This window comes from Pengzhenrongella frigida (assembly GCF_004168625.1).
GTDB classification, from domain to species: domain Bacteria; phylum Actinomycetota; class Actinomycetes; order Actinomycetales; family Cellulomonadaceae; genus Pengzhenrongella; species Pengzhenrongella frigida.
Map to the genome: position 1 here is coordinate 1 of NZ_SDWW01000036.1, position 24832 is coordinate 24832.

Here is a 24832-nt window from a genome sequence, read left to right on the forward strand (position 1 = left end):
GCACAAGACAGTCCACAAGAACGTCAGTGGGTGGCTGAGTCACACCTTGAACGAGGTGTTGCCATCATCACCGTGGGTGGGTCTGGCTAGCGTGGCGCGCATGATCATCGACTGTGGAAGGTGCGCCGTCCGCGGCGCTGCCTGTGCCGACTGCGTGGTGACGTTCCTGACGATCGAGGTCCGCGAGCCGATCGAGGTGGACCGCGACTGCGTTGTCGTGGACCTCGACGCCGCCGTCGCGGGCCTCGACGGCGCTGCCGTGGATCTCGACGGCGCCGAGCAGGCGGCGCTCGAGGTGCTCGCTTCCTCGGGGCTCGTGCCGCCGCTCCGGCTGGCGATCCTGGGTCAGACCGGATAGCCGCGGGCCGACCCCGAAGGGCCGGCCCACCCGGATGCGAGCTACTCCTTCGGCCCACTGGACGGCGGTCCGCCGTAGAGCGCGTCGATCTCCCCGGCGAAGTCCTTGAGGACCTCCATCCGGCGCACGCTCAGCTTCGGCGTGAGGTAGCCGTTGGCGATCGTCAGGTCCTCGGGGAGGATCCGGTACTTGCGGATCGACTCGGCGCGCGACACGGCACGGTTGGTCCGCTCGACCGCCTTGTCGAGCGACGCCAGGACGGCCGGGTCCTTCGCCGCCTCCGCGGGACTCATCTCGGGGTGCCCGTGCGCGGTCAGCCACCCGGGCAGGCTCTCGACGTCGAGCGTGAGCAGCGCCCCGATGAACGGGCGCTGGTCGCCGACGACGACGACCTGGCTCACCAGCGGGTGCCCGCGCAGCCGGTCCTCGAGCACGGCCGGTGCGACGTTCTTGCCGCCGGCGGTCACGATGATCTCCTTCTTGCGACCGGTGATCCGCAGGCAGCCGTCCTCGTCGAGCGTCCCGAGGTCTCCGGTGCGCAGCCAGCCGTCGTGGAACGTGTCGATGTTCGCCTGGGCGTTGTTGTGGTAGCCCTTGAACACCTGCGGGCCCTGCACCTCGACCTCGCCGTCCGTGGCGATGCGCACGGCCGCGCCGGGGAGCGGCTGGCCGACGGTGCCGATCTTGGTCAGCCGCGGCGTGTTCACCGTGGCCGGTGCGGTCGTCTCGGTCAGCCCGTAGCCCTCGAGCACGTGCAGGCCGAGGCCGCGGTAGAAGTGGCCGAGGCGCTCCCCGAGCGGTGCGCCGCCCGAGACGGCCCACACGGCCTGCCCGCCGAGAAGCTTGCGCATCTTGGACAGCACGAGCACGTCGGCGACCTTGTGCTGCAGCCGCAGCCACAGGCTCGGGCCGTGCGGGTTGTCCAGCGCCCGTGAGTACACGATCGCCGTCTTGGCCGCGCGCTCGAAGATGCCCTGCTTGCCACCCGACACGGCCTTCTGCTCGGCCGAGTTGTAGATCTTCTCGAAGACCCGGGGGACCGAGAGGATGAACGTCGGCTGGAACGTCGCCAGGTCCGCGATCAGGTTCTTGGGGTCCGACGTGTGGCCCAGGACGGCCCCGCCGGGGATCACCAGCACCTCGATGAACCGCGCGAACACGTGCGCGAGCGGCATGAACAGCAGCGTGCGCGGGTTCGGGGTGGAGAAGACCTCGTGCAGGCTCTTGACCGCGTTGACCGTGAGGACGTAGAAGTTCGCGTGCGTGAGCTCGGCGCCCTTGGGTCGGCCCGTGGTTCCCGACGTGTAGATGATCGTCGCGACGTCCTCCAGGTTCGCCAGGCCGCGCCGCCGGACGATCTCCTCGTCGCTGACGCCGGCGCCGTCGGCGATCAGCGTGGCCACGGCGCCCTCGTCGATGAGCAGCACGTCGCGCAGGTGCGGCACCTCGCTGCGGACCTCCGCCACCGTGGCTGCGTGCTGGACCTTCTCCACGATCAGCAGGCTGACCTCCGCATCCGTGAGGATCCAGTGCACCTGCTCGGCCGACGACGTCTCGTACACCGGCACCGAGATCGCGCCGGCCGCCCAGACGGCCCAGTCGAGCAGCGTCCACTCGTACCGGGTGCGGGACATGATGCCGACGTGCGCACCGGGTTCGACCCCCCGGGCGACGAGTCCCTTGGCGACGGAGACCACCGCCGCGTCGAACTCGCGCGCGCTGAGGGGGATCCACGGGCCGTCGCCGGTCTTGTGCTCGACCACCGTCCGGTCCGGGGTGGCGGTCACACGCGCCGCGAGCAGGTCGTTGAGGTTGTGCCCGGGATCGACGTCCACGAGCAGAGGCGTGCGGAACTCGTCCATTACTGACTCCAGTGGCAGGTGGTGGCGGTGCAGCGATGATAAGGGACCTTCGGGATATGGCGCGAGGGTTTGACGTGGGTACCCTTCGGCGGGGGCATCTGTTCGTGATGCAGCCCACTCATGCCCGCCTGACGCAAAGGACGTACATGCACGCCATCGGTGTGGACATCGGCGGGACGAAGATCGCGGCCGGGGTCGTCGATGAGGACGGAAACATCCTCGCCCAGACCCGCAGGGTCACCTCGCCGGACGATCCCGCCAGCATCGACCGCGCGGTCTGCGACGTGTACGACGAGCTCTCCCAGAAGTACGACGTCGGCGCCATCGGGGTCGCCGCGGCGGGATTCGTGAACTCGGCCCGGTCGACCGTGCTGTTCGCGCCCAACATCGCCTGGCGCGAGTACCCGTTGCAGGATCGGGTGCAGTCCCTGCTGAAGAAGAAGGTGCGGGTCGTCGTCGAGAACGACGCGAACGCCGCCGGCTGGGCCGAGTTCCGTTTCGGGGCCGGCCGCGAGGTGCAGGACATGCTGCTGCTCACCGTCGGGACGGGCCTGGGTGGCGCGATCGTCGTCGGCGGCAACCTGGTGCGCGGCGCCTGGGGCGTGGCCGCCGAGGTCGGGCACATGCGCGTGGTCCCCCACGGGCACCTCTGCGGCTGCGGCAACGAGGGGTGCTGGGAGCAGTACACGTCGGGCAGCGCCCTCGTGCGCGACGCCCAGGCCGCAGTCCTCACCGAGCCGGAGCGTGCGCACCGGCTGGTCGAGCTGGCCGGTGGCGACAGCGCCCGGCTCACCGGTCCGCACGTGACCCTCGCCGCTCAGGAGGGCGACCCCTTGGCGATCGAGCTGCTCGCCGAGCTCGGCCGGTGGATCGGCGAGGGCTCGGCGTCGGTCGCCGCGCTCCTGGACCCCGCGCTGATCGTCATCGGCGGGGGAGTGGGAGCGGCGGGCGAGCTGCTGCTCGGTCCCGCACGGGACGCCTTTGCGAACAACCTCTCGGCGCGGGGCTTCCGGCCACTGGCCGGGTTCACCCTCGCGGCGATGGGCAACGAGGCGGGCATCGTGGGCGCTGCGGACCTCGCCCGCATCTGACCGCCCGCGTCGAGCTGCTCAGACCACCGCGCCGGGATCGTCGTCCGACTCGTCGCGGTGGTGCGGCAACCGCCACACGAGCAGCATGCAGCTGAGCGCGAAGGCGACCCCCGCGATCTGCAGGAAGATCAGCGGGGCGTCCCGCCACGCGACGATCATCACGAGCAGTCCGATCGGGATGCCCGCCGCGCCGAGCCAGGCCATCGTGAGCAGCGGGTCGCCGCCGAAGATCGGCCCGGGATCGCCCGGGACGAAGTGCTCGACGTCGTCCATCTCGGCTTCGGCGGCATCGATCTGGTCGGTGCCGTCCCAGTCCCGCCCGGACAGCTCCCGTGGGGCCCGGATCGGTGTCGGCGCGGGCACCCACGGCGCAACCGGGTAGGTTACGGCCGGGCCGGTGCCGCCGGTCGGGTCGGCAATCTCGGTCGCTTCTTCGGTGATGTCCGGTTTGCCGAGCTCGGCCACGATCTCGGCCCAGCGTTCGGCGAAGTCGTCCTCCGGCGCCCGATCGCCGTCGTCGGGAGGAATCCCGGTGTCGTCGTGACGTGGCGTCATACGGAGCACTCTAGAGTCGGATCAGTCGGTGCGCGGATTGCCCGTTGCGCTGTGGCGAGGAGGCACGTTGTTTTACTGGTTCCTGAAGCGGGTGCTCTTCGGCCCGATCTTGAAGGTGTTGTTCCGCCCCTGGGTGCGAGGGATCGAGAACGTCCCTGCCGAGGGTGGGGCGATCTTCGCCTCCAACCACCTCGCTGTCGTCGACTCGTTCTTCCTTCCGCTCGAGCTCAATCGAGAGATCGTCTTCATCGGCAAGGCCGACTACTTCACCGGCTCCGGCCTCAAGGGCCGCCTCATCGCCGGCTTCATGCGCGGGGTGGGCACGATCCCGGTCGACCGGGCCGGGGGGCGTGCGAGCGAGGCCGCGCTGCGTACCGGGCTGCGCCGGCTCGAGGAGGGCAAGCTCTTCGGGATCTATCCCGAGGGCACCCGTAGCCCCGACGGTCGCCTCTACCGGGGCAAGACCGGCGTCGCGCGGCTCGCGCTCGAGTCCGGTGCCCCGGTCATCCCGGTGGCGATGATCGACACCGACAAGGCCCAGCCGATCGGCCAGCGCCTGCCCAAGCCGATGCGCATCGGGATCGTCATCGGCGAGCCGCTCGACTTCAGCCGGTACAAGGGCATGGAGAACGATCGCTTCATCCTGCGCTCGGTCACCGACGAGATCATGTACTCGCTCATGAGCCTGTCCGGCCAGGAGTACGTGGACGTCTACGCCGCCACCCAGAAGGCGCGGATCGCGGCAGGCAACGCCGTCCCGCCCGTGCCCGGCGTCCCCAGCCCCGCCGCGCCCGGTGGTCGGCCCGTTCCCGACGTCCATGTTCCGGTCCCACCCGAGGACTCACCCGAGCCGTCGGTAGAGTAGGGACGCGTCGCCGAGCGGGAGCACTCCCGGGCGACCACCCGTTCAGCATCACCTGACCTGCACACAGATCTACGAGAGGCGTGTCCCATGTCGGTTCGTCGCGTTGCCCTCCTTACCGCAGGGGGCTTCGCTCCGTGCCTCTCCTCCGCCGTCGGCGGACTGATCGAGCGGTACACCGAGCTGGCTCCGGAGATCGAGATCATCGCCTACCAGCACGGCTACCACGGCCTGCTGACCGGCAACAAGATCGTGGTCGACGCCGAGACGCGCGCCAAGGCCGGCCTGCTGCACAAGTTCGGCGGCTCGCCGATCGGCAACTCCCGCGTCAAGCTCTCGAACGCGGCCGACCTGGTCAAGCGCGGCCTCGTGGCCGAGGGCCAGAACCCGCTGCAGGTCGCCGCCGAGCAGCTCAAGGCCGACGGCGTCGACGTGCTCCACACCATCGGTGGCGACGACACCAACATCACGGCCGCCGAGCTGGCGGCCTACCTCGAGGAGCACGGCTACCACCTCACGGTGGTCGGCCTGCCCAAGACGATCGACAACGACGTCGTGCCGATCAAGCAGTCCCTCGGCGCGTGGACCGCCGCGGAGGAGTCCGCGAAGTTCGCGCAGAACATCATCGGCGAGCACCGTTCGGGCCCGCGCATGCTGATCGTGCACGAGGTCATGGGCCGGCACTGCGGGTGGCTCACCGCGGCGGCCGCCGCCGAGTACCGCAAGTGGCTGGCCCTGCAGGAGTGGGTTCCGGGCATCGGCCTCACCAAGGAGCGGTGGGACATCCACGCCGTCTTCCTGCCCGAGCTCGCGCTCGACATCGAGTCGGAGGCGGCTCGCCTGCGCACGGTGATGGACGAGGTCGGCAACGTCAACATCTTCCTGTCCGAGGGCGCCGGCACGCACGAGATCGTCGCGCAGCTCGAGGCCTCGGGCGCCGAGGTCAAGCGGGACGCGTTCGGCCACGTGCGCCTCGACACGATCAACCCCGGCGCGTGGTTCGCCAAGCAGTTCGCCGAGCTGCTCGGCGCCGAGAAGGTCATGGTGCAGAAGAGCGGCTACTACTCGCGGGCCGCCGCCGCCAACGCGGAGGACCTGCGCCTGATCAAGTCCATGACCGACCTCGCGGTCGAGTGCGCCCTCAAGGGCGAGTCGGGCGTCATCGGCCACGACGAGGAGGACAGCGACCGCCTCAAGGCCATCGCCTTCCCCCGGATCGCCGGTGGCAAGGCATTCGACGTGTCGCAGCCCTGGTTCGGGCAGCTGCTCGCCGACATCGGCCAGCAGCTGGTCCCGGCAGCTTCATGACGTACTCGTCCGACGCGTCCGTGGCCCCGGACCCGGCCGTCCTCGCGGGGCTGGACCACTGGCGCACGTTGCCCGTGGCGCAGCAGCCGACCTGGCCGGACGCCGAGCACGTGAACCGCGTCACCACGCGGCTGTTGACCCTGCCGCCGCTCGTGTTCGCGGGGGAGGCCGACGTGCTCAAGAGCCGGCTGGCCGCTGCGGGCCGTGGCGAGGCGTTCCTGCTGCAGGGCGGCGACTGCGCCGAGACGTTCGCGGAGGCGACCGCCGACAACATCCGCAACAAGATCAAGACGATCCTGCAGATGGCGGTCGTGCTCACGTACGGCGCGAGCCTGCCGGTCATCAAGATGGGGCGGATGGCGGGGCAGTACGCCAAGCCGCGCAGCTCGAACGACGAGACGCGCGACGGCGTGACCCTGCCCGCGTTCCGGGGCGACACGATCAACGGCTACGACTTCACGCCCGAGTCGCGGATTCCCGACCCGGAGCGGCTGCTGCAGGCGTACCACACGTCGGCGTCGACCCTGAATCTCCTGCGCGCCTTCACGACCGGCGGTTTCGCGGACCTGCGCCGCGTGCACGAGTGGAACCGCGGCTTCATGGCGAACCCGTCGTACGCCCGCTACGAGGAGACCGCCGCGGAGATCGACCGCGCGATCCGCTTCATGGCGGCGTGCGGTGCGGACTTCGATGCGCTGCGCACGGTCGAGTTCTTCTCGAGCCACGAGGCGCTCCTGCTCGACTACGAGCGGCCGCTCACGCGGATCGACTCGCGCACCGGGCTGCCGTACGACTGCTCCGCGCACTTCCTGTGGATCGGGGAGCGCACGCGCCAGATCGACGGCGCGCACGTCGACTTCCTGTCCCGGGTCCGCAACCCGATCGGCGTCAAGCTCGGGCCGACGACGACGGCGGACGAGGCCCTGGCGCTGATGGACCGGCTCAACCCCGCGGGCGAGGCCGGTCGGCTGACCTTCATCACCCGCATGGGTGCCGGCACGGTGCGCAACGTCCTGCCGGGCCTCGTCGAGAAGGTGTCTGCGGTCGGCTCGCCGGTGACGTGGGTGTGCGACCCGATGCACGGCAACACGATCAACTCCGAGAGCGGCTACAAGACGCGCCGCCTCACGGACGTGCTCGACGAGGTCCGTGGCTTCTTCGAGGTGCACCGCGCGTTGGGCACGGTGCCCGGCGGGCTGCACATCGAGCTCACGGGCGACGACGTCACGGAGGTGCTGGGCGGGAGCGAGGAGATCGACGACGCCGGCCTCGCGGTGCGGTACGAGACGCTCGTCGACCCGCGGCTGAACCACCAGCAGTCCCTGGAGATGGCCTTCCAGGTCGTTGAGCTCATGCGCGGGGTCTGACCCCGCGGGCACGCGCGCACAGAGACACAGCAGAACCGCCCCGTCGGAGTGATCCGGCGGGGCGGTTCTTGCTGTATCGAGGGGATTGCTAGAACACGTTGATGACGATGGTGCTCCCCTTTGGTGCGGTCTTCCCCGCGCCGCCGGCTGGTGTCTGCGAGTACACGATATTCAGGGGAGAGAAGCCCTGCGGGTTCCGTACCTCGACCTTGAATCCGGCCGCCGTGATCGCCTCCGAAGCCTTCTTCGAGTTCTGGCCGTACACGTCAGGCACTTCGATCATCTCCGGCCCCTGCGACACCGTGATCGTCACCGTGTCCAGCCGGTGCCCCGCGACCCCCTGCTTCGGGTCCTGGTCGATCACGCGGCCGGCGTCGACCGTGTCGCTGAACGCGGGCACCGCCGCAACCGCCAGGCCCAGCCCTTCGAGGTCCTTGGTGGCCTGCTCCTGGGTGGCGCCGATCACGGAGATGATGGTCAGCGGCGCTCGGCCCTGCGAGACGGTCAGCACGATCTCGGTGCCGACCTCGAGGCTGGCGTTCGGCTCGGCCGAGACGGCCATCACCGACCCGACCGCGGCGACGTCGTCGTATGGCGTGATCGAGTCGCCGACCGTGAAGCGTGCGGCCACCAGGGCCGCGGAGGCGTCGTCGAAGCTCATGCCGACCAGGCCCTCGGGCACGGTCGTCATCTCCGGACCCTGCGAGACCCTGAGCTCGACCGAGCCGTCCTTGCGGATGCGCGCGTCGGCGCCGGGATCGGTCGAGACGACCACTCCCGGGACGGCAGTGTCGAAGACCGAGACCGCGGTCGTGTCGAGCCCCGCCAGGGTGAGGACCGACTCCGCGCTCTCCTGCTGGGTCCCGATGACGTCGGGCACCGCGGTGAACGCGCCCGGCCCGATCTTCACGAACCACCACGTCCCGGCGGCGAGCAGAGCAGCCACGAGCAGGGTGATCGCCGCGACCCGCAGGTTCCGCCGTCGTCGGGCAGGCGCGGTCGCGGCCCGCTCCTCGGCCACGATCTGCGCCGGGGTGCGGACGCCGGTCCCGATGGCGAGCGCGATCGTGCCGCCCGAGGAGGCGACGTCGAGGCGCGCCGTCGCGCCGGCGTCGGGATCGCTCGCGAGCGGACCGCTGCCGGACGACTCCGCGGGAGCGCCGTCGTCGTCGGGTGCCTCGGTCGCCGTGGGCAGGACGAAGGACGGCGGGATGTCTGCGTGGCGTGCGAGGGTCTCGTCGTCGAGCAGGGCGTGCGTGCGCCGGACGAGGTCGAGGGCCGCGGCGGCGTCGACCGGCCGGTTCTCGGGTTCCCGCGCGGCGAGCGCGCTGACGAGCCCGTCGATCTCCGGCGGAAGCCAGTGGACCAGGTCGGACGGCACGGGGATGTCCGAGTTGACGTGCAGGTACGCCACCTGGATGGGGGTCTCGCCCGTGTACGGCTGGCGACCCGTGATCATCTCGTAGAGCAGGATGCCGGCCGAGTAGATGTCGGTGCGAGCGTCGCACACGCCCATGGCCACGAGCTCGGGCGCGAGGTACGCGACCGTGCCGAACACGGTGCCGGTGGTGGTGGACGTGACCTCGGTGACCGCGCGGGCCAGTCCGAAGTCCGCGAGCTTGATGCGCCCGTCGGTGGCCAGCAGGACGTTCTCCGGCTTGATGTCGCGATGCACCAGCCCGGTGCGGTGCGCGGCGGCCAACCCGTCCAGCACCCGCTCGAGGATGGTGAACGACTCCGCCACGGTCAGCGCGCCGCGCTCGCCCAGGTGGCGGCGCAGGTTCACGCCGTCGACGTACTCCATCGTCAGGTAGCTGGTCTCGCCGTCGACCCCCTGGTCGAGGACGCCGACGAGGGCCGGGTGGGTGAGGCGGGCCGCGGCCCGTGCCTCGCGCCGGAACCGGGCGATGAACGCGGCGCCGGCCGTTCCCTCGGCGAGGTGCGGGTGCATGACCTTGAGCGCGACCTCACGGTCGAGCCGGCGGTCGACTGCGAGATAGACGGTCGCCATCCCGCCCCGGGCGATGCGGGAGACGACTTCATAGCGGCCGTCGACCAGGCGGCCGACGAGCGGGTCGGTGATAGTGGCTCCCACGGGTGCCATCCTACGGTCGGGGCTCGACAACGCCCGTCAGCGGAACCGCGACATGTGGGTCTGGATGTTGGCGACGTAGACCCGGGTGTCCGAGAACATGCCGTTTCGCCGCACCGACGACGACCCCTGGTAGTAGCCGGCGATGGCGGTCGGGAGGTCGGCGCCCGTGCGCACCAGCTGGCGCAGGATGGCGACGCCGGCGGTGACGTTGTCGTCGGGGTCGAGCAGGTTGAGGTGGCGGCCGACCAGCTGGGACGCCCACTCACCCGAGGTCGGGATGACCTGCATGGTGCCGATGGCGTTGGCGGGGGAGACCGCGGTGTGGTTGAACCCGGACTCCTGGAAGGCGATCGCCTGAGCCAGCGCCGGGTCGACGCCCATGGCGCTGGCCGTGGCGGCCACCTTGGCCTGCATCTGCGCCTTGGACGGGACACCGAGGCTGAGCAGGGTCGCCTTGTTGAGGTTGGCGGACGCGACCACCGCTTCCGGGTACGTGCGGCCGGCGAACGTGCTGCCGACCAGCTTGACCGTCGGCGCTGCGGTCGAGGCCGAGGCGCCGGGGATCGTCAGCTGCTGGCCGATGCGGATGAGCGAGCGGGCGCCGAGCGAGTTGGCGCTGGTGATCGCCGCGACGGTGGTGCCGTGGCGGGTGGCGATGCTGGAGACGGTGTCGCCGGACACGACGCGGTAGGTCGCGGTGGCGGCGACGGGGTTCGAGACCGCGACGGCGGTCGGGGCGGCGCCGGTCGCGGAGCCACCGGTGACGGACAGCTGCTGGCCGACGCGGATGAACGCGCGGGCGTCGAGCCCGTTCGCGCTGATCAGTGCCGCGACCGTGGTGCCGTGGCGGGCGGCGATGCCGGAGACGGTGTCGCCGGACACCACGCGGTACGTGGCGGCCGTCGCGGCGGGCGCGGCGGCGACCGCGGCGGTGGCGGTGCTCCCGGCGGCGCCGGGGATGGACAGCTGCTGGCCGACGCGGATGAACGCGCGGGCGTCGAGCCCGTTCGCGGTGACGATCGCGGCGACCGAGGTGCCGTACCGGGCGGCCAGGTGCGAGACCGTCTCTCCGGACGCGACGGTGTGGCCGGCCGCCTGGGTGGACGCGGGAGCGGCGGCAGCGACCGGAGCGGCGGGTGCGCCGCCCGCCGTGGGGATCGTCAGCTGCTGACCGATCCGGATCTTCGCGGCGTTGGCGAGATTGTTCGCGCGCGAGATCGCGCTGACGGACGCTCCGGTGCGGGCGGCGATGTGGCTCACCGTGTCGCCGGTGCGCACCACGTAGGTCTCGTCGGCGTGCGCGGCACCGCCGACGGCGACCGAGGCGACGGCCAGGGCGAGCGTGGCCCCGGTTCCGGTCGCGACGCGGCGTCGGGTGCGCGTCGAGGGGGCCGGTCGTGCGCCCGCGGGCTGCGCGTCGTCGAGGTGCCCGGGGGCGCCAGGGCGGACGTTGCCGTGCTGGGTCATGGTCGGACCTCTGTGACGTGAGTGATGAATGGGGCCTGTGTGACTGATGTGACTGGTGTGACAACAACGAACGTACTGCGTCGCGGCCGAGGGCGAAAGGCAGGCAGGGAGTTCGACCCGGCGACGCCGCTTTGTCCCGGTCCGTTCGGCTCAGCCGGGCCTGTGCGTACTCTGTCCTTCGTGACGGACAACTCAGCTCTTGATTCCCTGGTGGGCGAATGGCTCACCGTGCCCGAGGTCGCCGACCGGCTCGGTATCGACGCCGGCAAGGTGCGCCGCCTGGTCCATGAGGGCCGCCTGGCGGTCGTCCGGCGTGGCCGTTCCTCGGTGGTGTCGGTCCCGGCGGACTTCCTCGTGCCTGAGCACCTGGAGAACCCGGCCAACTCGACCCTGAACAAGCCGGAGCCGGAGCCCGACGAGTATGGCGTCCCCGCCCCGCGGTGGGCCGTGCTGGCCTCGCTCTACGGCACCTTCACCTTGCTGCGCGACGCCGGTTTCGCGGACGATGAGGCGATCGAGTGGCTCTTCACCCCCGATACGACCCTCGGTGAGACTCCGATCAGCGCGATGCGGACGGGACGGAAGACCGCGGTGCGTCGCATCGCCATGACCCTGCTGTAGGGCGTCGCGCACGGCCCCGGGCGCACGCTCAGGCGCGACGATCGATCGCCGCGTGACCGAGCCGCGCGAGCATCTCGGCGCCCGGTTCGTCGAGCGTCGCCGCCGCCAGGGCGGTGAAGGCTCGTGACGACAGCTCCGCGATGAGCGTCTCCACCTCGTCCGGCGCACCCGTCGCGGCGATCGCGGCCGCGACGGTCGCGACGTCGTCGTCGGCCAGGTCGCGAATCCCGAGCCGCTCGCGCAGCAGCGCGCGCTGCGCCTCGTCGCCCGCGGCCATCGCGCGGGCGACCAGCACGGTCCGCTTGCCTTCGCGCAGGTCGTCGCCGGCCGGTTTGCCGGTGGTGGCCGGGTCACCGAACACCCCGAGCAGGTCGTCGCGCAGCTGGAAGGCCTCACCGAGCGGGAGGCCGAACGCAGACGACGACGCGAGCGTGTCGGCGTCGGCCCCGGCGAGCGCGGCGCCGAGACCCAGCGGGTGCTCGACGCTGTAGCGGGCCGACTTCGCCCGGATCACCTCGCGCGCGCGGGCCTCGTCGGCCACCGGGTCCATGCCCCAGGGCAGCACCTGCGCGAGCATGTCGAGGTACTGGCCCACGGTGACCTCGGTGCGCATCCGGTCGAAGATCCGCCGGGCGACGGGTCCGACCTCGGCCGGGAACTCGGCCAGGGCGCGATTGAACTCCGCGTCGCTGGCGACCAGGGCGAGGTCGCCGAGCAGGATCGCGGCGGCTTCCCCGAACCGCCGGGAGTCACCGGTCCAGCCCGACCGCTGGTGCAGCGCCTCGAACGTCCGGTGGGCGGTCCGGTGGCCGCGCCGGGTGTCCGAGTCGTCCATGACGTCGTCGTGGAAGAGCGCGGCCGCCTGGAACAGCTCGAGGGCGGCGCCGACGCGCAGCACGGCGCCGGCGAGCGGGGAGTCCGGTCGGCCGCCATGGGCGCGCCACGACCAGTAGCAGAACGCCGCCCGCAGCCGCTTGCCGCCGGACAGCATCTCGGCGACGGCGTCCGCGAGCACCGCGCTGTCGACCCCGAGACAGGCGAGGACGGGCCGCTGTTCGGCGATGTGCTCGGCCAGCAGGGCGTCCACCCGACGGCGGACGTCCTCGACATCGACCGGTGCGTTCAGAGTCGGGATCACGGTGGCAGCCTAGGTCGGCTCAGCCGGCGGTGCGGAGCCGGCCGCCGATCGTGACCGTTCGGACGCCGTCCCGGTCGAGCACGCCGATGACCAGCACCTCGTCCCCGGCGGACCGGGTGAACGTCGTCTGGGCGGCCAGGGCCGCATCCGGCGTCGTCTGCTCGGCCTCGGCGAACCCGCCGGCGGTCAGGGTCTGGCGGTAGACGTCGACGATCTGCGTCGCGGACAGCACCGTCCGCAGGTTGAGGCTGACCTGATAGGCGCTCGAGTCGCCGACCGGGTCGACCGACGAGACGAGCACCTCCACGCCGGCGGGGACGGGCAAGAGGTCGCTCGGGAACCCCGGCGCGAGGCCGCCGACCGTGGAGTTCGGGTCGGGCTCCTCGTTGAGCAGGGGGGTCGGGGCCGGCGTGGGGGGCAGCAGCGTCGGGTCGGCAGCCTTCGACGCGGCAGCGCTCGACGGGGTGGCTGACGCGCTGGTGTCGGCCGCCGGTCCGCCCGATGCGCAACCCACGAGCACCGCGCACACCAGCACGCCCAGCGCCGCGGTGCGGGCTCGGCGGGTCGGGCGGGCAGCGCTGGATCCGACGGGGAGGTCCGCCGGGAGCCGACGACCGACCGCGCCGACCGTCAGGTTCCCGTCGATTCGCACCCCGCAACCGTAACCGCGCCGGCAGGGGGGATCGGAGCGTTTCCCTGCTTCTCACCCGACCACAGCCCGGGCACGCGTGGCACCGTCCACATCTGGGCGCGGGGACCTCCCCGCACCGCTCACTGGTGCGGTCTCCTGCGGTCATGGATGCCACCACGATTCGGGTTCGCGAGCCCCGAGAGCTGCTCGCCCTGCTGCCCCACCAGCTGGGGTTCCGTCCACAGGAGAGCGCCGTCGCGGTCTCGCTGCGACACCCGCGCGGCCGGGTCGGACTGATCGCGCGGGTGGATCTCGACGACCTGGGCGATGTCGTGGGTGGCCCCCAGCTCGCGCGGGGGCTCGTCTCCCACCTCGTGTCCGACGGCGCCATCCGGGCCGTGCTCGTGCTCTACACGGCCGAGGACCCGCGGTACCCCGCAGCGGGCCGACCGTGGGCCGCCGGCTCCGGCGTGCCCCGACGAGCCACGCTCGCGCGGGCCGCCGCCGAGCAGTTCCGGGAGTCGGCAGTGCCCTTCCTGCCGGACGTCGCGGTCTGGGTGGTCGCGCGCTCGGGGTACCTGTCGCTGGACTGCGCCGATGAGGCCTGCTGCCCGCCGGGGGGACGCCCGCTGCGCGACCTCGACGAGACGATGGTCTCCGCGCACATGGTGCTCGCGGGCTCGCTGGTCGCGGACTCGCGCGACGACCTCGCCCGGATCAGCCCCGCCGCCGCGCAGGCGCGGCACAACACCGCGCGGGTGGCGCAGCGGTCGAGGGCGCGCCGGGTCGAGGCTCGGGCCGCAGGGGCCTGGGCGGAGCACCGGTGGCGCGCCGAGGGCCTGGCCTCCTGGCGGGATGCGATGGAACGGAGCCTGGCCGGCGTCGCGGGCGCACCGCCGGCCGTCCTCGGGCGGATCGAGGCAGCGCTCACCGACGTGCGGGTCCGGGACGCGGTGCTCCTCGCGCTCGTACCCGGCACCGGCGACCTGCCGGAGCGGACGCTGGTCGGCCCCACGGAGCGCGCCGTGGGGGAGGTGGCGGCGAGCACGTCCGACGCGCTGGGGGTGATCCTGGATCCGCATCGAGGGGTGCCGCCCGACGACGAGCTCGTCACGGCGGGGGTCGACGTGCTCGAGCGGGTGGTCGCCCACACGCGGACCCCCGACCAGGCCGCGGCGCTCACGCTGCTCGCCCTGATCGCCTGGTGGCGGGCCGACGGCGCCCGGGCCGGCGTGCTGCTGGACCGTGCGCTCGGCGTCGATCCGGACCACCGGCTGGCCCGGCTGCTCAACGATGCGGTCACCAGGGGGCTCTCTCCGGGGTGGATGCGCAAGCCCGCCTGAGCGCCGCGAGACGACCGGACCTCCGTCCCCGGCGGTACCTGACCCGCTCAGGTACCGTCGGATGAGCGGCTGGGGCCGGCAGCAGTGCAATGGAGGACACATGAGCATCGTCGTGGGCTACCTCGCCACTCCGGAAGGCAGAACGGCACTCGAGGCGGCCACGGTCGAGGCGCAGAACCGCTCGACCCACCTCGTGGTGGTCACGAGCCACCAGGGCAACGGTCGGGACGAGCGCGTTCGGCTCGACGAGGAGCGGGAGCTCGACGAGGTCAGCGTCGGGCTCGAGCTGCGCGGCGTCTCGCACGAGATCCGGCTGGTCGCCCGCAGCAAGGACGTCGCGGACGACCTCATCGCAGCGGCGCAGGAGAACGACGGCTCGCTCATCGTGATCGGACTGCGTCGTCGCAGCCCGGTCGGCAAGCTCATCCTCGGGGTGAATGCCCAGCGGATCCTGTTGGGCGCACCGTGTCCGGTGCTGGCCGTGAAACCGGCACTTGCCGTCAAATCACCCGAGGAATGATCCGCCGGTCCCGTTCGTTGGGCAGGTCTAGCCTCCTCGAGGCAGTCTTCGGCCGAGCGCAACGCGACCCGGCCGGTACAATATCGAAGTACCCGGACCTCGTCTCCGGGCTAGGCGCTGCCGAAAGGTCGTTCGTGTCGTCCCTCCCCACAAGTCCTTCACTTCCGCGCGAGTTCGAGCACCCTGCCCTGCAGGACCTCGTCGTGCGCGGCCGCACCCACGGAACCGTGGACGCAGAATCGTTCCGCACCGCATGTGAGTCCGCCGAGGTCAACGACGCGAAGCGGCTCAAAGCCGTCTACCGCGGCCTGTCCTCCGCGGGCATCGTCGTCTCGGAGCCCATCGTGGCAAAGACCAAGATCAAGGCACGGGTGGCGGCCGCAACCACCACCGCACGCAAGACCACCAAGGCCACCGTCGACCCCGAGACCGGTGAGTCGGTCGAGTCCACGAGTGCCGCGAAGCCCGCCACCAAGCCGGCCGCTGCGAAGCGGGCACCCGCCGTCAAGCGGATCCCCGGCGCGAAGAAGGCCGTGGCCCCCGCCGAGACCGACGAGGCCAGCCCCGCTCCGGCGGTTCGCAAGCCGGCCGCCAAGAAGGCCGTCTCTGCGCGGGCCGCCAAGGCCGCCGCGACCCGCGAGGCGAAGGCGGATGCCGAGTCCCGGGAGAACGACTCCGAGCGGGCCACCGACAACCACGCGGATGACGTCGTGGTCGTCAAGAAGCCCGAGGACGAGTCCGAGGATGCCGGGTACACCTACTCCGACGCCGACGACGACGACGCGCCCGCCCAGCAGGTCGTCACCGCGGGCGCGACCGCCGACCCGGTCAAGGACTACCTGAAGCAGATCGGCAAGGTCGCCCTGCTGAACGCCGAGCAGGAGGTCGACCTCGCGAAGCGGATCGAGGCCGGCCTGTTCGCGGAGGAGCGTCTCAACGCCGGGATCAAGCTCGAGCCCAAGGTCAAGCGCGAGTTCGAGTGGATCGCGTCGGATGGTCGGCGCGCGAAGAACCACCTGCTCGAGGCGAACCTGCGGCTCGTCGTCTCCCTCGCCAAGCGGTACACCGGGCGCGGCATGCTCTTCCTGGACCTGATCCAGGAGGGCAACCTCGGCCTGATCCGTGCGGTCGAGAAGTTCGACTACACCAAGGGATACAAGTTCTCGACGTACGCGACGTGGTGGATCCGCCAGGCGATCACCCGCGCGATGGCTGACCAGGCGCGCACCATCCGCATCCCGGTGCACATGGTCGAGGTCATCAACAAGCTGGCGCGCGTGCAGCGGCAGATGCTCCAGGACCTGGGCCGCGAGCCCACCCCGGAGGAGCTCGCCAAGGAGCTCGACATGACCCCCGAGAAGGTCGTCGAGGTCCAGAAGTACGGCCGTGAGCCCATCTCCCTGCACACCCCGCTCGGCGAGGACGGTGACAGCGAGTTCGGTGACCTCATCGAGGACTCCGAGGCTGTTGTCCCGGCCGATGCCGTCAGCTTCACGCTCCTGCAGGAGCAGCTGCACCAGGTTCTGGACACGCTCTCCGAGCGTGAGGCGGGCGTGGTGTCCATGCGCTTCGGTCTGACCGACGGTCAGCCCAAGACGCTCGACGAGATCGGCAAGGTCTACGGGGTCACGCGCGAGCGCATCCGCCAGATCGAGTCGAAGACGATGTCGAAGCTGCGCCACCCGAGCCGGTCGCAGGTCCTGCGCGACTACCTCGACTAGAGCGCGAGCGCGACGGCGGATGCGGTGTCATCCTCCGGCCAGAGGAGCCTTCGGGTGCCTCGCCGGAGGACGGCACCGCATCCGCTTTTTGTTGTCCTCGGGCCTGCGCCCTCCGGCGGTGGGTTGCGAGGCCGATCTGCCTCGAGAAGCCCGCGGCCGACTGCCCGGCGGGCGACGCCCCGACGCGCTACTTTGGTCATGCCCATGGCGTCGTGGGTAGACGGTTAGCACCGGCGTGCCGGGGACGACTAGATCAATGAATCGTCTCGGGCGTCGCCTGCGGACCGCGCGGCGGTGCGTTCCCCACGCGACGCACCGCCGCTCCGCAGCTCGACGGACTTCACGGGCGAACAGGTCGGCTTAGGCCAAATGGGGCATACCTGCCGGAAATCGGCTTGTTGCGCCGATCATGGGCTACCTTTGCGTCGTCAGCGAGAAGTGCAAACCCGCCGCGAGGCGGGGACGCAAAGCCACGGGACCCACCAGGGCCAGCCGGGCTGCCGAACGACAGGAGCAATCATGAGCAACCTCAGCGGCGCCCTCCCCGAGAACGGCGCGAGCGGTCCTGCCTCCCACGGCGAGACGATCCCTGCTGACACTGCGGCCAGCGTCCCGGCTCGACCCCGGGCCGGCTCGTCCCTCGACGCGCTCGTGCGGCGCCAGGCGGCGGTCCGCACGGGTCAGCGGCTCGGCTTCGTGCCCGCCCAGGTCCGCTAGCGCGGTCGACCCCACCTCACTCGTCGACTGAGCTCGGTCGTCACCCAGACCTCAGGCAGCAGAAGGGCCCCCTCCCAGCGGAGGGGGCCCTTCTGTCTGAGTCAACAGGGGTTAGCGCACTGGCTTCGTGCTCAGTGCGCGCTGCCGATTCCCGCGCCGTGCTCCTCAAGGAGCCGGGCGCTCTCGTCTTGCACGTGGGTCGCGAGCGCCTTGAACTTCGGCTCGTGCTCACGCGCGTGGTGGGCGCAGAAGAGCAGCTCGCCACTCGACATGAGGACGCGCACATACGCCTGCGCGCCACAGCGGTCGCAGCGGTCGGCTGCGGTCAGGGGCTGAGTCATTGTCGCGTTCACAAACACATGTAACCATCCGCCGGGAGATCCGATGCCACCCAACGGGTCGAGTTCGCTACCCGCGAAGCGAAATCGGGATATTCACCCGAAAACGACACCGAGACGGCACGGCGCCGCGGGTGTGTCGGTACGAGCGATTACGCTCGGGCCTCGTGTCGACCGTATCCACGCAGTCCAGCTACACCGCCCGGCATCTCTCCGTGCTCGGGGGGCTCGAGGCGGTCCGCAAGCGCCCCGGGATGTACATCGGCTCGACCGACTCGCGCGGCCTCATGCACTGCATGTGGGAGATCATCGACAACGCGGTCGACGAAGCCCTCGCGGGCCACTGCGACCGGATCGAGATCGTGCTGCACGCCGACTCGTCGGTCGAGGTCAAGGACAACGGCCGCGGCATCCCCGTGGACATCGAGCCGAAGACGGGCCTGACCGGGGTCGAGGTCGTCTTCACCAAGCTGCATGCCGGGGGCAAGTTCGGCGGCGGTTCCTACGGGGCCTCGGGCGGGCTCCACGGCGTGGGCGCGAGCGTCGTCAACGCCCTGTCGTCCCGGCTGGACGTCGACGTCGAGCGTGGCGGCAAGGTCCACCGGATGACGTTCCATCGGGGCGTCCCGGGTACGTTCACCGACCCGGCGTCGGGCCCGTCCCCGGACTCCCCGTTCGCGCCCTTCGTCTCGGGGTCGGAGCTCGTCGTCGTCGGGCGTGCCGCCAAGGCCCGCACGAGCACCCGCGTGCGCTACTGGGCCGACCGTCAGGTGTTCCCGGCGAACGCCGTCTTCTCCTACGACGAGCTCGTCACCCGCGTGCGGCAGACGACGTTCCTGGTGCCGGGCCTGGCGGTGACGGTGCGCGACGAGCGTCGGCTGGCGGGCACCCCCGGCGCCGAGGAGTCGCACACCGAGACGTTCCAGCACTTGGGTGGGACGGTCGACTTCGTCGACTTCCTCGCCCCCGATGCCCCGCTGACGGGCACCTGGCACCTGACCGGTGCCGGGACCTTCGTGGAGACCGTGCCGGTGCTCGACGAACGGGGCCATCTCACCCCGCAGGCGGTCACCCGTGAGTGCGAGGTCGACATCGCACTGCGGTGGGGAACCGGCTACGAGACCGAGGTACGCACGTTCGTCAACATCATCGCGACGCCGAAGGGCGGGTCGCACCTGGCCGGGTTCGAGGCCGGGCTGCTACGGACGTTGCGCAAGGCGGTCGAGGCCAACGCCCGTCGGCTGAAGATCACCGCGCGCGGGGACGCGGAGCGGATCGAGAAGGACGACGTCCTCGCCGGGCTCACCGCGGTGCTCACCGTGCGCCTGGCCGAGCCCCAGTTCGAGGGGCAGACCAAGGAGCTGTTGGGGACCGCCCCGGTGCGTGCGATCGTCGCCAAGGTGGTCGACGTCGAGCTCGCCAAGCTCCTCAACGCCACGACGCGGGACCAGAAGACGCAGGCGACGATCCTGCTGGACAAGGTCGTCGCGGAGATGCGCGCCCGGCTCAGTGCGCGCAAGCAGAAGGAGATCTCGCGTCGCAAGAACGCGCTCGAGACCTCGTCCCTGCCGGCCAAGCTGGCCGACTGCCGCAGCGACGACGTCGAGCGCAGCGAGCTGTTCATCGTCGAGGGCGACAGTGCGCTCGGCACGGCCAAGCTCGCGCGGAGCTCGGACTTCCAGGCCCTGCTGCCCATCCGCGGCAAGATCCTCAACGTCCAGAAGGCGTCCATCACGGACATGCTCAAGAACGTCGAGTGCGCGGCGATCATCCAGGTGCTCGGGGCCGGATCCGGCCGTTCGTTCGAGCTGGAGGCCGCCCGCTACGGCAAGATCGTGCTGATGACCGACGCCGACGTCGACGGCGCGCACATCCGGACCCTGCTGCTCACCCTGTTCTTCCGGTACATGAAGCCGATGGTCGCCGCCGGACGTGTGTATGCGGCGGTGCCCCCGCTGCACCGGGTCGAGGTGATCGGCGCCGGGTCGCGGAAGAACGAGTACATCTACACCTACTCCGAGTCGGAGCTCGTGGCGACGCTGAAGAAGCTCCAGCGCGCGGGGAAGCGCTACAAGGAAGACATCCAGCGGTACAAGGGGCTGGGTGAGATGGATGCCGATCAGCTGGCCGAGACGACCATGGACCCGCGCCACCGCATGCTGCGGCGCGTCACGATGGACCACGCCATCGATGCCGAGAAGGTCTTCGAGCTGCTGATGGGCAGCGACGTCGCACCGCGCAAGGACTTCATCGTCGCGGGTGCCTCGGAGATGGACCGCAGCAACATCGACGCCTGAGGCTCGGCCGACGACCGCGGGTGGCCGGAAGCTCGGAGGCGACCCGCGCGGGTGCCTGGCTACCGTGGGCGGATGGTCCCCTCGCCCGGCTCGACGACTCCGCCTGAGACGACTCCGCCCGAACTGACTCCACGCGACGTGCCCGTGCCGCTCGCTGCCCGGGCCCAGGCGCCCGCCGTCGTGCCGCTCCCCGGGGCGGCCCTCGGGCTCGCGTGGCGATCCCTCACCCCCGCGGACGCGCCCGAGCTCGCGGCGCTCGTGGCGCGCATCGAGGAGGTCGACGGCGCGCCGTTCCGGACCACCCTGGTGGAGGTCGGGGAGTGGTTCACGGGGTCATGGAAGGACCCGTCGCGTGACACCGTCGGTGGATTCGCGCCCGGCGGCGCGCTGGTCGCGTACGCGTTCGCCGAGGTGGCACCGGGTGACGTCACGATCATCCGGGCGAACCTGCGCGGCGGGGTCCACCCGGCGTACCGCCGGCGGGGGATCGGAACGGCGCTCGTGCGGTGGATGGACGCCCGCGGGCGGCAGCTGCTGGCGGCCTCGGGCAGCTCGGCCGCGGGCTGGCTGACGACGTTCCTCGAGGGGGAGTCGGGCGCCGAGCACCGGCTCTTCGCGGCGGCGGGGTTCACGCCGGCCCGGTGGTTCACCACGATGCGTCGTGACCTCGCCGAGCCGTCGCCCGAGCGGGCGGTCCCCAGCGGGCTGACGCTGGTGCCCTGGAGCATCGAGCTCGATGACGCGATCCGGGTCGCGCACAACGAGGCCTTCGCGGACCACTGGGGCAGCCAGCCACGGACCGCCGAGCAGTGGCGCGGGAGCCGTTCCAGCTTCGTCCCGCGGTGGAGCTTCGCGATCGTGGCCGACGCCGACGCCGACGCCGACGCCGACGAGAGCCCGGCGCCGGTCGTCGCGGGCTATCTCATGGCCGAGAGCTTCGTCGACGACTGGCCGGTGCTCGGCTACTCGTTCGGCTACGTGCACCAGCTCGGGGTACGCCGGCCCTGGCGACGGCAGGGGCTGGCGGTCGCCCTCCTGGCCGCCGCGATGGACGCCTTCCGGTCCGAGGGGGTGGCGTACGCCGTCCTCGACGTGGACACCGAGAACCCCACGGGCGCGCACGGCGTGTACTCACGGGTGGGATTCACCCCGGTGCACCGGTCGGTCGCCTACACGATCGAGCTCTAGCGCGGACCTCCGCGACCGGGCCCCCGACCGCTACCATCGCGCAGGCGGCACGACGACGTGCGGCCCGGGTCGAGGGGGTACGGATGACCGGAACGATGCGGGCCGCAGGACCGGACGACGGCCGGGTCGCGCGACGTCCCACCGCGCTCGCCGCCGGGGTCGCGGTGGCCGGCGTCACCGTCGCCGTCGTGCACCTGGTCGCGCTGCTGGCCGACGCCGACGGGCTCGCGATGGTCACCAAGGCGCTCCTGATGCCGACGCTGGCCGCGTTCCTGGTCGCCTCGACCGCGGGGCCACGCCCCCGGATCGTTCGCCTCACGCTGGTCGCGCTGGGGTTCTCCTGGCTCGGTGACACCGCACCGTTCGCCGTGCCCGACGACCTGGCGTTCCTCGTCATGGTCGGCTTCTTCCTCGTCGCGCAGCTCGCCTACATCGCCGCGTTCGCGCCGGCGGCACGCACCGGGCCGCTGGGCCGCCGACCGGCACTCGCGGTCCCGTACGTGGCCGCCCTCGTGCTGCTGCTGGTCGCCTGCGTGCCGGGCGCGGGCACGCTCGTGGTGCCCGCCGTGGTCTACGGCGTGTGCCTGGTGACCATGGCGGCCCTCGCCGCCGGGGTGCACCCGCTGGCCGCCGTCGGCGGGGTCGTCTTCCTCTCCTCCGACGCGATGATCGCGCTCGGCGAGTTCACGACGTGGTTCACCCCGCCCGCCGCCGGGTTCTGGGTGATGCTCACCTACATCGCCGGTCAGGTCCTGCTGGTCACCGGGGTCCTCGCGTCGGTCAGCCGATCGCGTGCACCGGTGCCGGCAGCGTGATCCCCGAGCCGTCCCGGCGCGGGTCGACCGGCGGCAGCTCGAGCGGCTGACCCGCCGACCCGCTGGCCCGCGGCGGCGCGATCCCGACCCAGGCCAGCTGGAGGGAGTCTTCGCCCTTGAGGAACCGGTGCGCCCGCACCCCCATCCCGCCGCGGTTCTTGGGCGGGTAGGCCGCGAACGGCGTCGTCTTGGCGGAGCCGGGGACCGTGCCGGGCAGCGCCGACTGCGAGCCGGCGATCGTGACCACCGCGTACTCGCGCCCGCCCGCTCCCAGCAGGTCCAACGTGCCGTCGCCGTCGCCGTCGGCGGCGGTGGTCGCGCCGAAGAACACCACCCGCTGGTCGTCGGCGAGCTTGATGCCGAGCATCCCGCCGGCGGTGCGGCCCTGCGGTCGGACGGCCGAGGCGCTGAAGCGGAGCAGCGACGCGTCCGAGCTGATCAGGACGAGCTCGTCGTCGTCGCTCACCGCAACGGCACCGACGACCTCGTCGCCGTCCTTGAGGGCGATGACGTCCCACGCGTCCTTGTTGTTGGGCGGGTCGCCGGCGGCGACGCGCTTGACCACGCCGGACGCCGTCCCGAGCGCCAGGGTGGGCGCGGTCGCCGCGAGCGAGGCGAGCGCGAGCACGCTCTCGCCGGGCAGCAGCGCCACGACCTCGCTCACGGGCACCCCGCCGGACAGGCTCGGCGCGCCGTCGGTGCCGGGGAGCGCGGGCAGGTGCAGCACCTGGACGCGGACCATCCGACCCAGCGAGGTCACCGCGCCGATCTCGCCGCGGGTGGTGGCGGGGATCGCCGTGCGCACCACGTCGTGCTTGTGCCGAGCGCCGGCGCGGAGCGGGGTGCTCTCATCACCGGTGCGTGCGAGCAGACCGGTCCCGGACAGCAGCGCCCAGCACGGCGAGTCCTCGATCTGCAGCGGGGTCGCGTTCTTGAGCGAGGCGGCCGGGGAGCCCGAGCCGTCGGAGTCGAGCAGGATCGTGCGCCGCGGCGTGCCGTGCACGCGGGCGACGTCGGCCATCTCGGCCGACACGATGCCGCGCAGCCGGACGTCGTCGGCCAGGATCGCGGTGAGCTCGGCGATCTCCTGGGCGAGCTGCGACTGCTCCTTCTCGAGCTCCATCCGGGAGAACTTGGTCAGCCGTCGCAGCCGCAGCTCGAGGATGTACTCCGCCTGGAGCTCGGACAGGTCGAACACGTCGCGCAGGCGGCCCCGGGCGGTCTCGGCGTCGTCCGAGGTGCGGATGACCTGGATGACCTCGTCGATGTCGACGATCGCGAGCAGCAGGCCTTCGACCAGGTGCAGGCGCTCGGAGCGCTTGGCCAGGCGGTACGCGCTGCGCCGCCGCGCGACGTCGATCCGGTGGTTGACCCAGACCTCGATCAGCTCGCGGAGGCCGAGCGTGCGCGGCTGACCGTCGACGAGGGCGACGTTGTTGATGTTGAACGAGTCCTCGAGCGGGGTGAACCGGTAGAGCTGCTCGAGCACCGCCTCGGGGTTGAACCCGGTCTTGACCTCGATGACCAGGCGCAGCCCGTGCTCGCGGTCGGTGAGGTCGACGACGTTCGTGATGCCGGTGAGCTTCTTGGCCTGCACGCCCTCCTTGATCTTCTCGATCACCCGCTCCGGCCCGACGAGGTAGGGCAGCTCGGTGACGACGATGCCCTTGCGCTTCGCGGTGACGTTCTCGATCCGGCTCGTCGCGCGGGTGCGGAACTGGCCGCGACCCGTGCGGTAGGCCTCGCGCACGCCGTCCAGGCCGACGATCTTCCCGCCCGTGGGCAGGTCCGGACCGGGCACGAACCGCATGAGGTCGTCGAGCGTCGCCTGCGGGTGGTCGACGAGGTGGCGCGCCGCGGCGATGACCTCGACCAGGTTGTGCGGCGCCATGTTCGTGGCCATGCCGACGGCGATCCCGGCCGCGCCGTTGACCAGGAGGTTCGGGATCGCGGCGGGGAGGACCTCGGGCTGGACCAGCTTGTTGTCGTAGTTCGGGACGAAGTTGACGACGTCCTCGTCGAGGCCGACCGTCATCGCGAGCGCGGCGGGCGACTGGCGGGCCTCGGTGTAGCGGGGCGCGGCCGGGCCGTCGTCGAGCGAGCCGAAGTTGCCGTGCCCGTCGACCATGGGCAGCCGCAGCGAGAAGGACTGCGCGAGGCGCACGAGCGCGTCGTAGATCGACGCGTCCCCGTGCGGGTGCAGCTTGCCCATCACGTCGCCGACCACGCGCGCCGACTTCACGTGGCCACGGTCCGGGCGCAGGCCCATCTCGGACATCTGGTAGAGGATCCGACGCTGTACCGGCTTGAGGCCGTCGCGCGCGTCCGGCAGGGCCCGCGCGTAGATGACCGAGTACGCGTACTGGAGGAACGAGCCCTGCATCTCGTCGGCGACGTCGATGTCGACGATGTTCTCGATGTAGTCCTCGGGTACCCCCGGCGGGGTGGCGGTGCGGCGCGCCATGGTGATCCGGCTCCCTTGAGTTTCACGTGATCGAACGTGCGGTCGTGCCTGCCGAGCGCGCGGTGCGTGCGTGG

At 71.4% G+C, this 24832-nt stretch carries 21 protein-coding genes and 1 riboswitch; of the genes, 13 read left to right on the top strand and 8 right to left on the bottom strand.

Going from position 1 to position 24832, the window contains the following annotated elements; all coding sequences use genetic code 11:
* The first annotated feature begins 100 nt into the window (after positions 1–100).
* On the top strand, positions 101–358 hold the full coding sequence (locus EUA98_RS14000; RefSeq protein ID WP_130103310.1) for a hypothetical protein: 258 nt from the start codon (positions 101–103) through the stop codon (positions 356–358).
* Positions 359–399: 41 nt separating this feature from the next.
* Here EUA98_RS14000 and EUA98_RS14005 read toward each other — a convergent pair whose 3' ends face one another.
* Positions 400–2220, bottom strand: coding sequence for an AMP-dependent synthetase/ligase (locus EUA98_RS14005; RefSeq protein WP_130103311.1), 1821 nt, complete (start codon positions 2218–2220; stop codon positions 400–402).
* Positions 2221–2366: 146 nt separating this feature from the next.
* Between EUA98_RS14005 and EUA98_RS14010 the strand changes: the two genes are divergently transcribed.
* The gene (locus EUA98_RS14010; RefSeq protein ID WP_130103312.1) at positions 2367–3311 is read left to right on the top strand and encodes an ROK family glucokinase; all 945 of its coding nucleotides are present in this window, start codon (positions 2367–2369) and stop codon (positions 3309–3311) included.
* 18 nt (positions 3312–3329) lie between these two features.
* On the opposite strand, the gene EUA98_RS14015 is transcribed toward EUA98_RS14010, so the two are convergent.
* Entirely contained in the window at positions 3330–3866 is a 537-nt protein-coding gene (locus EUA98_RS14015; protein WP_130103313.1) for a hypothetical protein, read from the bottom strand.
* 67 nt (positions 3867–3933) lie between these two features.
* Here EUA98_RS14015 and EUA98_RS14020 point away from each other — a divergent pair, with 67 nt between their 5' ends.
* From EUA98_RS14020 to EUA98_RS14030, 3 genes are all read left to right on the top strand, one after another.
* Entirely contained in the window at positions 3934–4731 is a 798-nt protein-coding gene (locus tag EUA98_RS14020; RefSeq protein ID WP_130103314.1) for a lysophospholipid acyltransferase family protein, read from the top strand.
* Between the two features lie 87 nt (positions 4732–4818).
* Complete coding sequence (locus EUA98_RS14025; protein ID WP_130103315.1) at positions 4819–6036, top strand: pyrophosphate--fructose-6-phosphate 1-phosphotransferase; 1218 nt, start codon at positions 4819–4821, stop codon at positions 6034–6036.
* A complete protein-coding gene (locus tag EUA98_RS14030; RefSeq protein ID WP_130103316.1) occupies positions 6033–7403 on the top strand; it encodes a class II 3-deoxy-7-phosphoheptulonate synthase in 1371 nt (456 codons plus the stop codon). The genes EUA98_RS14025 and EUA98_RS14030 overlap by 4 nt, the downstream gene beginning before the upstream one ends.
* An 88-nt stretch (positions 7404–7491) precedes the next feature.
* Here EUA98_RS14030 and pknB read toward each other — a convergent pair whose 3' ends face one another.
* Together pknB and EUA98_RS14040 are read right to left on the bottom strand one after the other, a co-directional pair.
* Positions 7492–9498, bottom strand: a complete 2007-nt coding sequence (gene pknB / locus EUA98_RS14035; RefSeq protein WP_130103317.1) for a Stk1 family PASTA domain-containing Ser/Thr kinase — start codon at positions 9496–9498, stop codon at positions 7492–7494.
* A gap of 36 nt (positions 9499–9534) precedes the next feature.
* Positions 9535–10965 carry a LysM peptidoglycan-binding domain-containing protein gene (locus tag EUA98_RS14040; protein WP_130103318.1) on the bottom strand — a complete coding sequence of 477 codons (1431 nt, stop codon included), beginning with the start codon at positions 10963–10965 and terminating at the stop codon, positions 9535–9537.
* A gap of 180 nt (positions 10966–11145) precedes the next feature.
* Between EUA98_RS14040 and EUA98_RS14045 the strand changes: the two genes are divergently transcribed.
* Positions 11146–11586: an Rv2175c family DNA-binding protein gene (locus EUA98_RS14045; RefSeq protein WP_130103319.1), complete on the top strand. Its 441-nt coding sequence runs from the start codon at positions 11146–11148 to the stop codon at positions 11584–11586.
* 28 nt (positions 11587–11614) lie between these two features.
* Here the strand turns inward: EUA98_RS14045 and EUA98_RS14050 are convergent, their stop codons facing one another.
* Positions 11615–12724: a polyprenyl synthetase family protein gene (locus EUA98_RS14050; protein ID WP_350339504.1), complete on the bottom strand. Its 1110-nt coding sequence runs from the start codon at positions 12722–12724 to the stop codon at positions 11615–11617.
* Between the two features lie 19 nt (positions 12725–12743).
* On the bottom strand, positions 12744–13376 hold the full coding sequence (locus EUA98_RS14055) for a hypothetical protein (protein ID WP_130103320.1): 633 nt from the start codon (positions 13374–13376) through the stop codon (positions 12744–12746).
* A 143-nt stretch (positions 13377–13519) separates the two neighbouring features.
* Between EUA98_RS14055 and EUA98_RS14060 the strand changes: the two genes are divergently transcribed.
* The 4 genes from EUA98_RS14060 (at position 13520) to EUA98_RS14080 (ending at position 17656) form a co-directional block, all read left to right on the top strand.
* Positions 13520–14698, top strand: a complete 1179-nt coding sequence (locus tag EUA98_RS14060) for a DUF4192 domain-containing protein (protein ID WP_130103321.1) — start codon at positions 13520–13522, stop codon at positions 14696–14698.
* Positions 14699–14798: 100 nt separating this feature from the next.
* Positions 14799–15218, top strand: coding sequence for a universal stress protein (locus tag EUA98_RS14065; protein WP_130103322.1), 420 nt, complete (start codon positions 14799–14801; stop codon positions 15216–15218).
* A gap of 134 nt (positions 15219–15352) precedes the next feature.
* Positions 15353–16939 carry an RNA polymerase sigma factor gene (locus EUA98_RS14070; protein WP_207219096.1) on the top strand — a complete coding sequence of 529 codons (1587 nt, stop codon included), beginning with the start codon at positions 15353–15355 and terminating at the stop codon, positions 16937–16939.
* A gap of 429 nt (positions 16940–17368) precedes the next feature.
* Positions 17369–17444: riboswitch (cyclic di-GMP riboswitch) on the top strand.
* 14 nt (positions 17445–17458) lie between these two features.
* Positions 17459–17656 carry a hypothetical protein gene (locus EUA98_RS14080; RefSeq protein WP_130103324.1) on the top strand — a complete coding sequence of 66 codons (198 nt, stop codon included), beginning with the start codon at positions 17459–17461 and terminating at the stop codon, positions 17654–17656.
* A 131-nt stretch (positions 17657–17787) separates the two neighbouring features.
* Here the strand turns inward: EUA98_RS14080 and EUA98_RS14085 are convergent, their stop codons facing one another.
* Positions 17788–17997, bottom strand: coding sequence for a DUF7455 domain-containing protein (locus tag EUA98_RS14085; protein WP_207219097.1), 210 nt, complete (start codon positions 17995–17997; stop codon positions 17788–17790).
* Positions 17998–18161: 164 nt separating this feature from the next.
* Between EUA98_RS14085 and EUA98_RS14090 the strand changes: the two genes are divergently transcribed.
* The 3 genes from EUA98_RS14090 to EUA98_RS14100 all read left to right on the top strand — a co-directional run bounded on the left by EUA98_RS14090 (position 18162) and on the right by EUA98_RS14100 (position 22294).
* A complete protein-coding gene (locus EUA98_RS14090; RefSeq protein WP_130103326.1) occupies positions 18162–20291 on the top strand; it encodes a DNA gyrase/topoisomerase IV subunit B in 2130 nt (709 codons plus the stop codon).
* Between the two features lie 72 nt (positions 20292–20363).
* Positions 20364–21479, top strand: coding sequence for a GNAT family N-acetyltransferase (locus tag EUA98_RS14095; RefSeq protein ID WP_130103327.1), 1116 nt, complete (start codon positions 20364–20366; stop codon positions 21477–21479).
* An 83-nt stretch (positions 21480–21562) separates the two neighbouring features.
* The gene (locus EUA98_RS14100) at positions 21563–22294 is read left to right on the top strand and encodes a lysoplasmalogenase family protein (protein ID WP_207219098.1); all 732 of its coding nucleotides are present in this window, start codon (positions 21563–21565) and stop codon (positions 22292–22294) included.
* On the opposite strand, the gene EUA98_RS14105 is transcribed toward EUA98_RS14100, so the two are convergent.
* The gene (locus EUA98_RS14105) at positions 22260–24758 is read right to left on the bottom strand and encodes a DNA gyrase/topoisomerase IV subunit A (protein ID WP_130103328.1); all 2499 of its coding nucleotides are present in this window, start codon (positions 24756–24758) and stop codon (positions 22260–22262) included. The two genes, EUA98_RS14100 and EUA98_RS14105, sit on opposite strands and share 35 nt — an antisense overlap.
* Between the last annotated feature and the right edge of the window lie 74 nt (positions 24759–24832).

What these genes read in the sequence shown, in the direction of transcription:
- EUA98_RS14000 (WP_130103310.1), top strand. Translation starts at nt 101, where the DNA reads ATGATCATCGACTGTGGAAGGTGCGCCGTCCGCGGCGCTGCCTGTGCC.
- EUA98_RS14005 (WP_130103311.1), bottom strand. Translation starts at nt 2,220, where the DNA reads ATGGACGAGTTCCGCACGCCTCTGCTCGTGGACGTCGATCCCGGGCAC.
- EUA98_RS14010 (WP_130103312.1), top strand. Translation starts at nt 2,367, where the DNA reads ATGCACGCCATCGGTGTGGACATCGGCGGGACGAAGATCGCGGCCGGG.
- EUA98_RS14015 (WP_130103313.1), bottom strand. Translation starts at nt 3,866, where the DNA reads ATGACGCCACGTCACGACGACACCGGGATTCCTCCCGACGACGGCGAT.
- EUA98_RS14025 (WP_130103315.1), top strand. Translation starts at nt 4,819, where the DNA reads ATGTCGGTTCGTCGCGTTGCCCTCCTTACCGCAGGGGGCTTCGCTCCG.
- EUA98_RS14030 (WP_130103316.1), top strand. Translation starts at nt 6,033, where the DNA reads ATGACGTACTCGTCCGACGCGTCCGTGGCCCCGGACCCGGCCGTCCTC.
- EUA98_RS14040 (WP_130103318.1), bottom strand. Translation starts at nt 10,965, where the DNA reads ATGACCCAGCACGGCAACGTCCGCCCTGGCGCCCCCGGGCACCTCGAC.
- EUA98_RS14060 (WP_130103321.1), top strand. Translation starts at nt 13,520, where the DNA reads ATGGATGCCACCACGATTCGGGTTCGCGAGCCCCGAGAGCTGCTCGCC.
- EUA98_RS14065 (WP_130103322.1), top strand. Translation starts at nt 14,799, where the DNA reads ATGAGCATCGTCGTGGGCTACCTCGCCACTCCGGAAGGCAGAACGGCA.
- EUA98_RS14080 (WP_130103324.1), top strand. Translation starts at nt 17,459, where the DNA reads ATGAGCAACCTCAGCGGCGCCCTCCCCGAGAACGGCGCGAGCGGTCCT.
- EUA98_RS14085 (WP_207219097.1), bottom strand. Translation starts at nt 17,997, where the DNA reads ATGACTCAGCCCCTGACCGCAGCCGACCGCTGCGACCGCTGTGGCGCG.
- EUA98_RS14095 (WP_130103327.1), top strand. Translation starts at nt 20,364, where the DNA reads ATGGTCCCCTCGCCCGGCTCGACGACTCCGCCTGAGACGACTCCGCCC.
- EUA98_RS14100 (WP_207219098.1), top strand. Translation starts at nt 21,563, where the DNA reads ATGACCGGAACGATGCGGGCCGCAGGACCGGACGACGGCCGGGTCGCG.
- EUA98_RS14105 (WP_130103328.1), bottom strand. Translation starts at nt 24,758, where the DNA reads ATGGCGCGCCGCACCGCCACCCCGCCGGGGGTACCCGAGGACTACATC.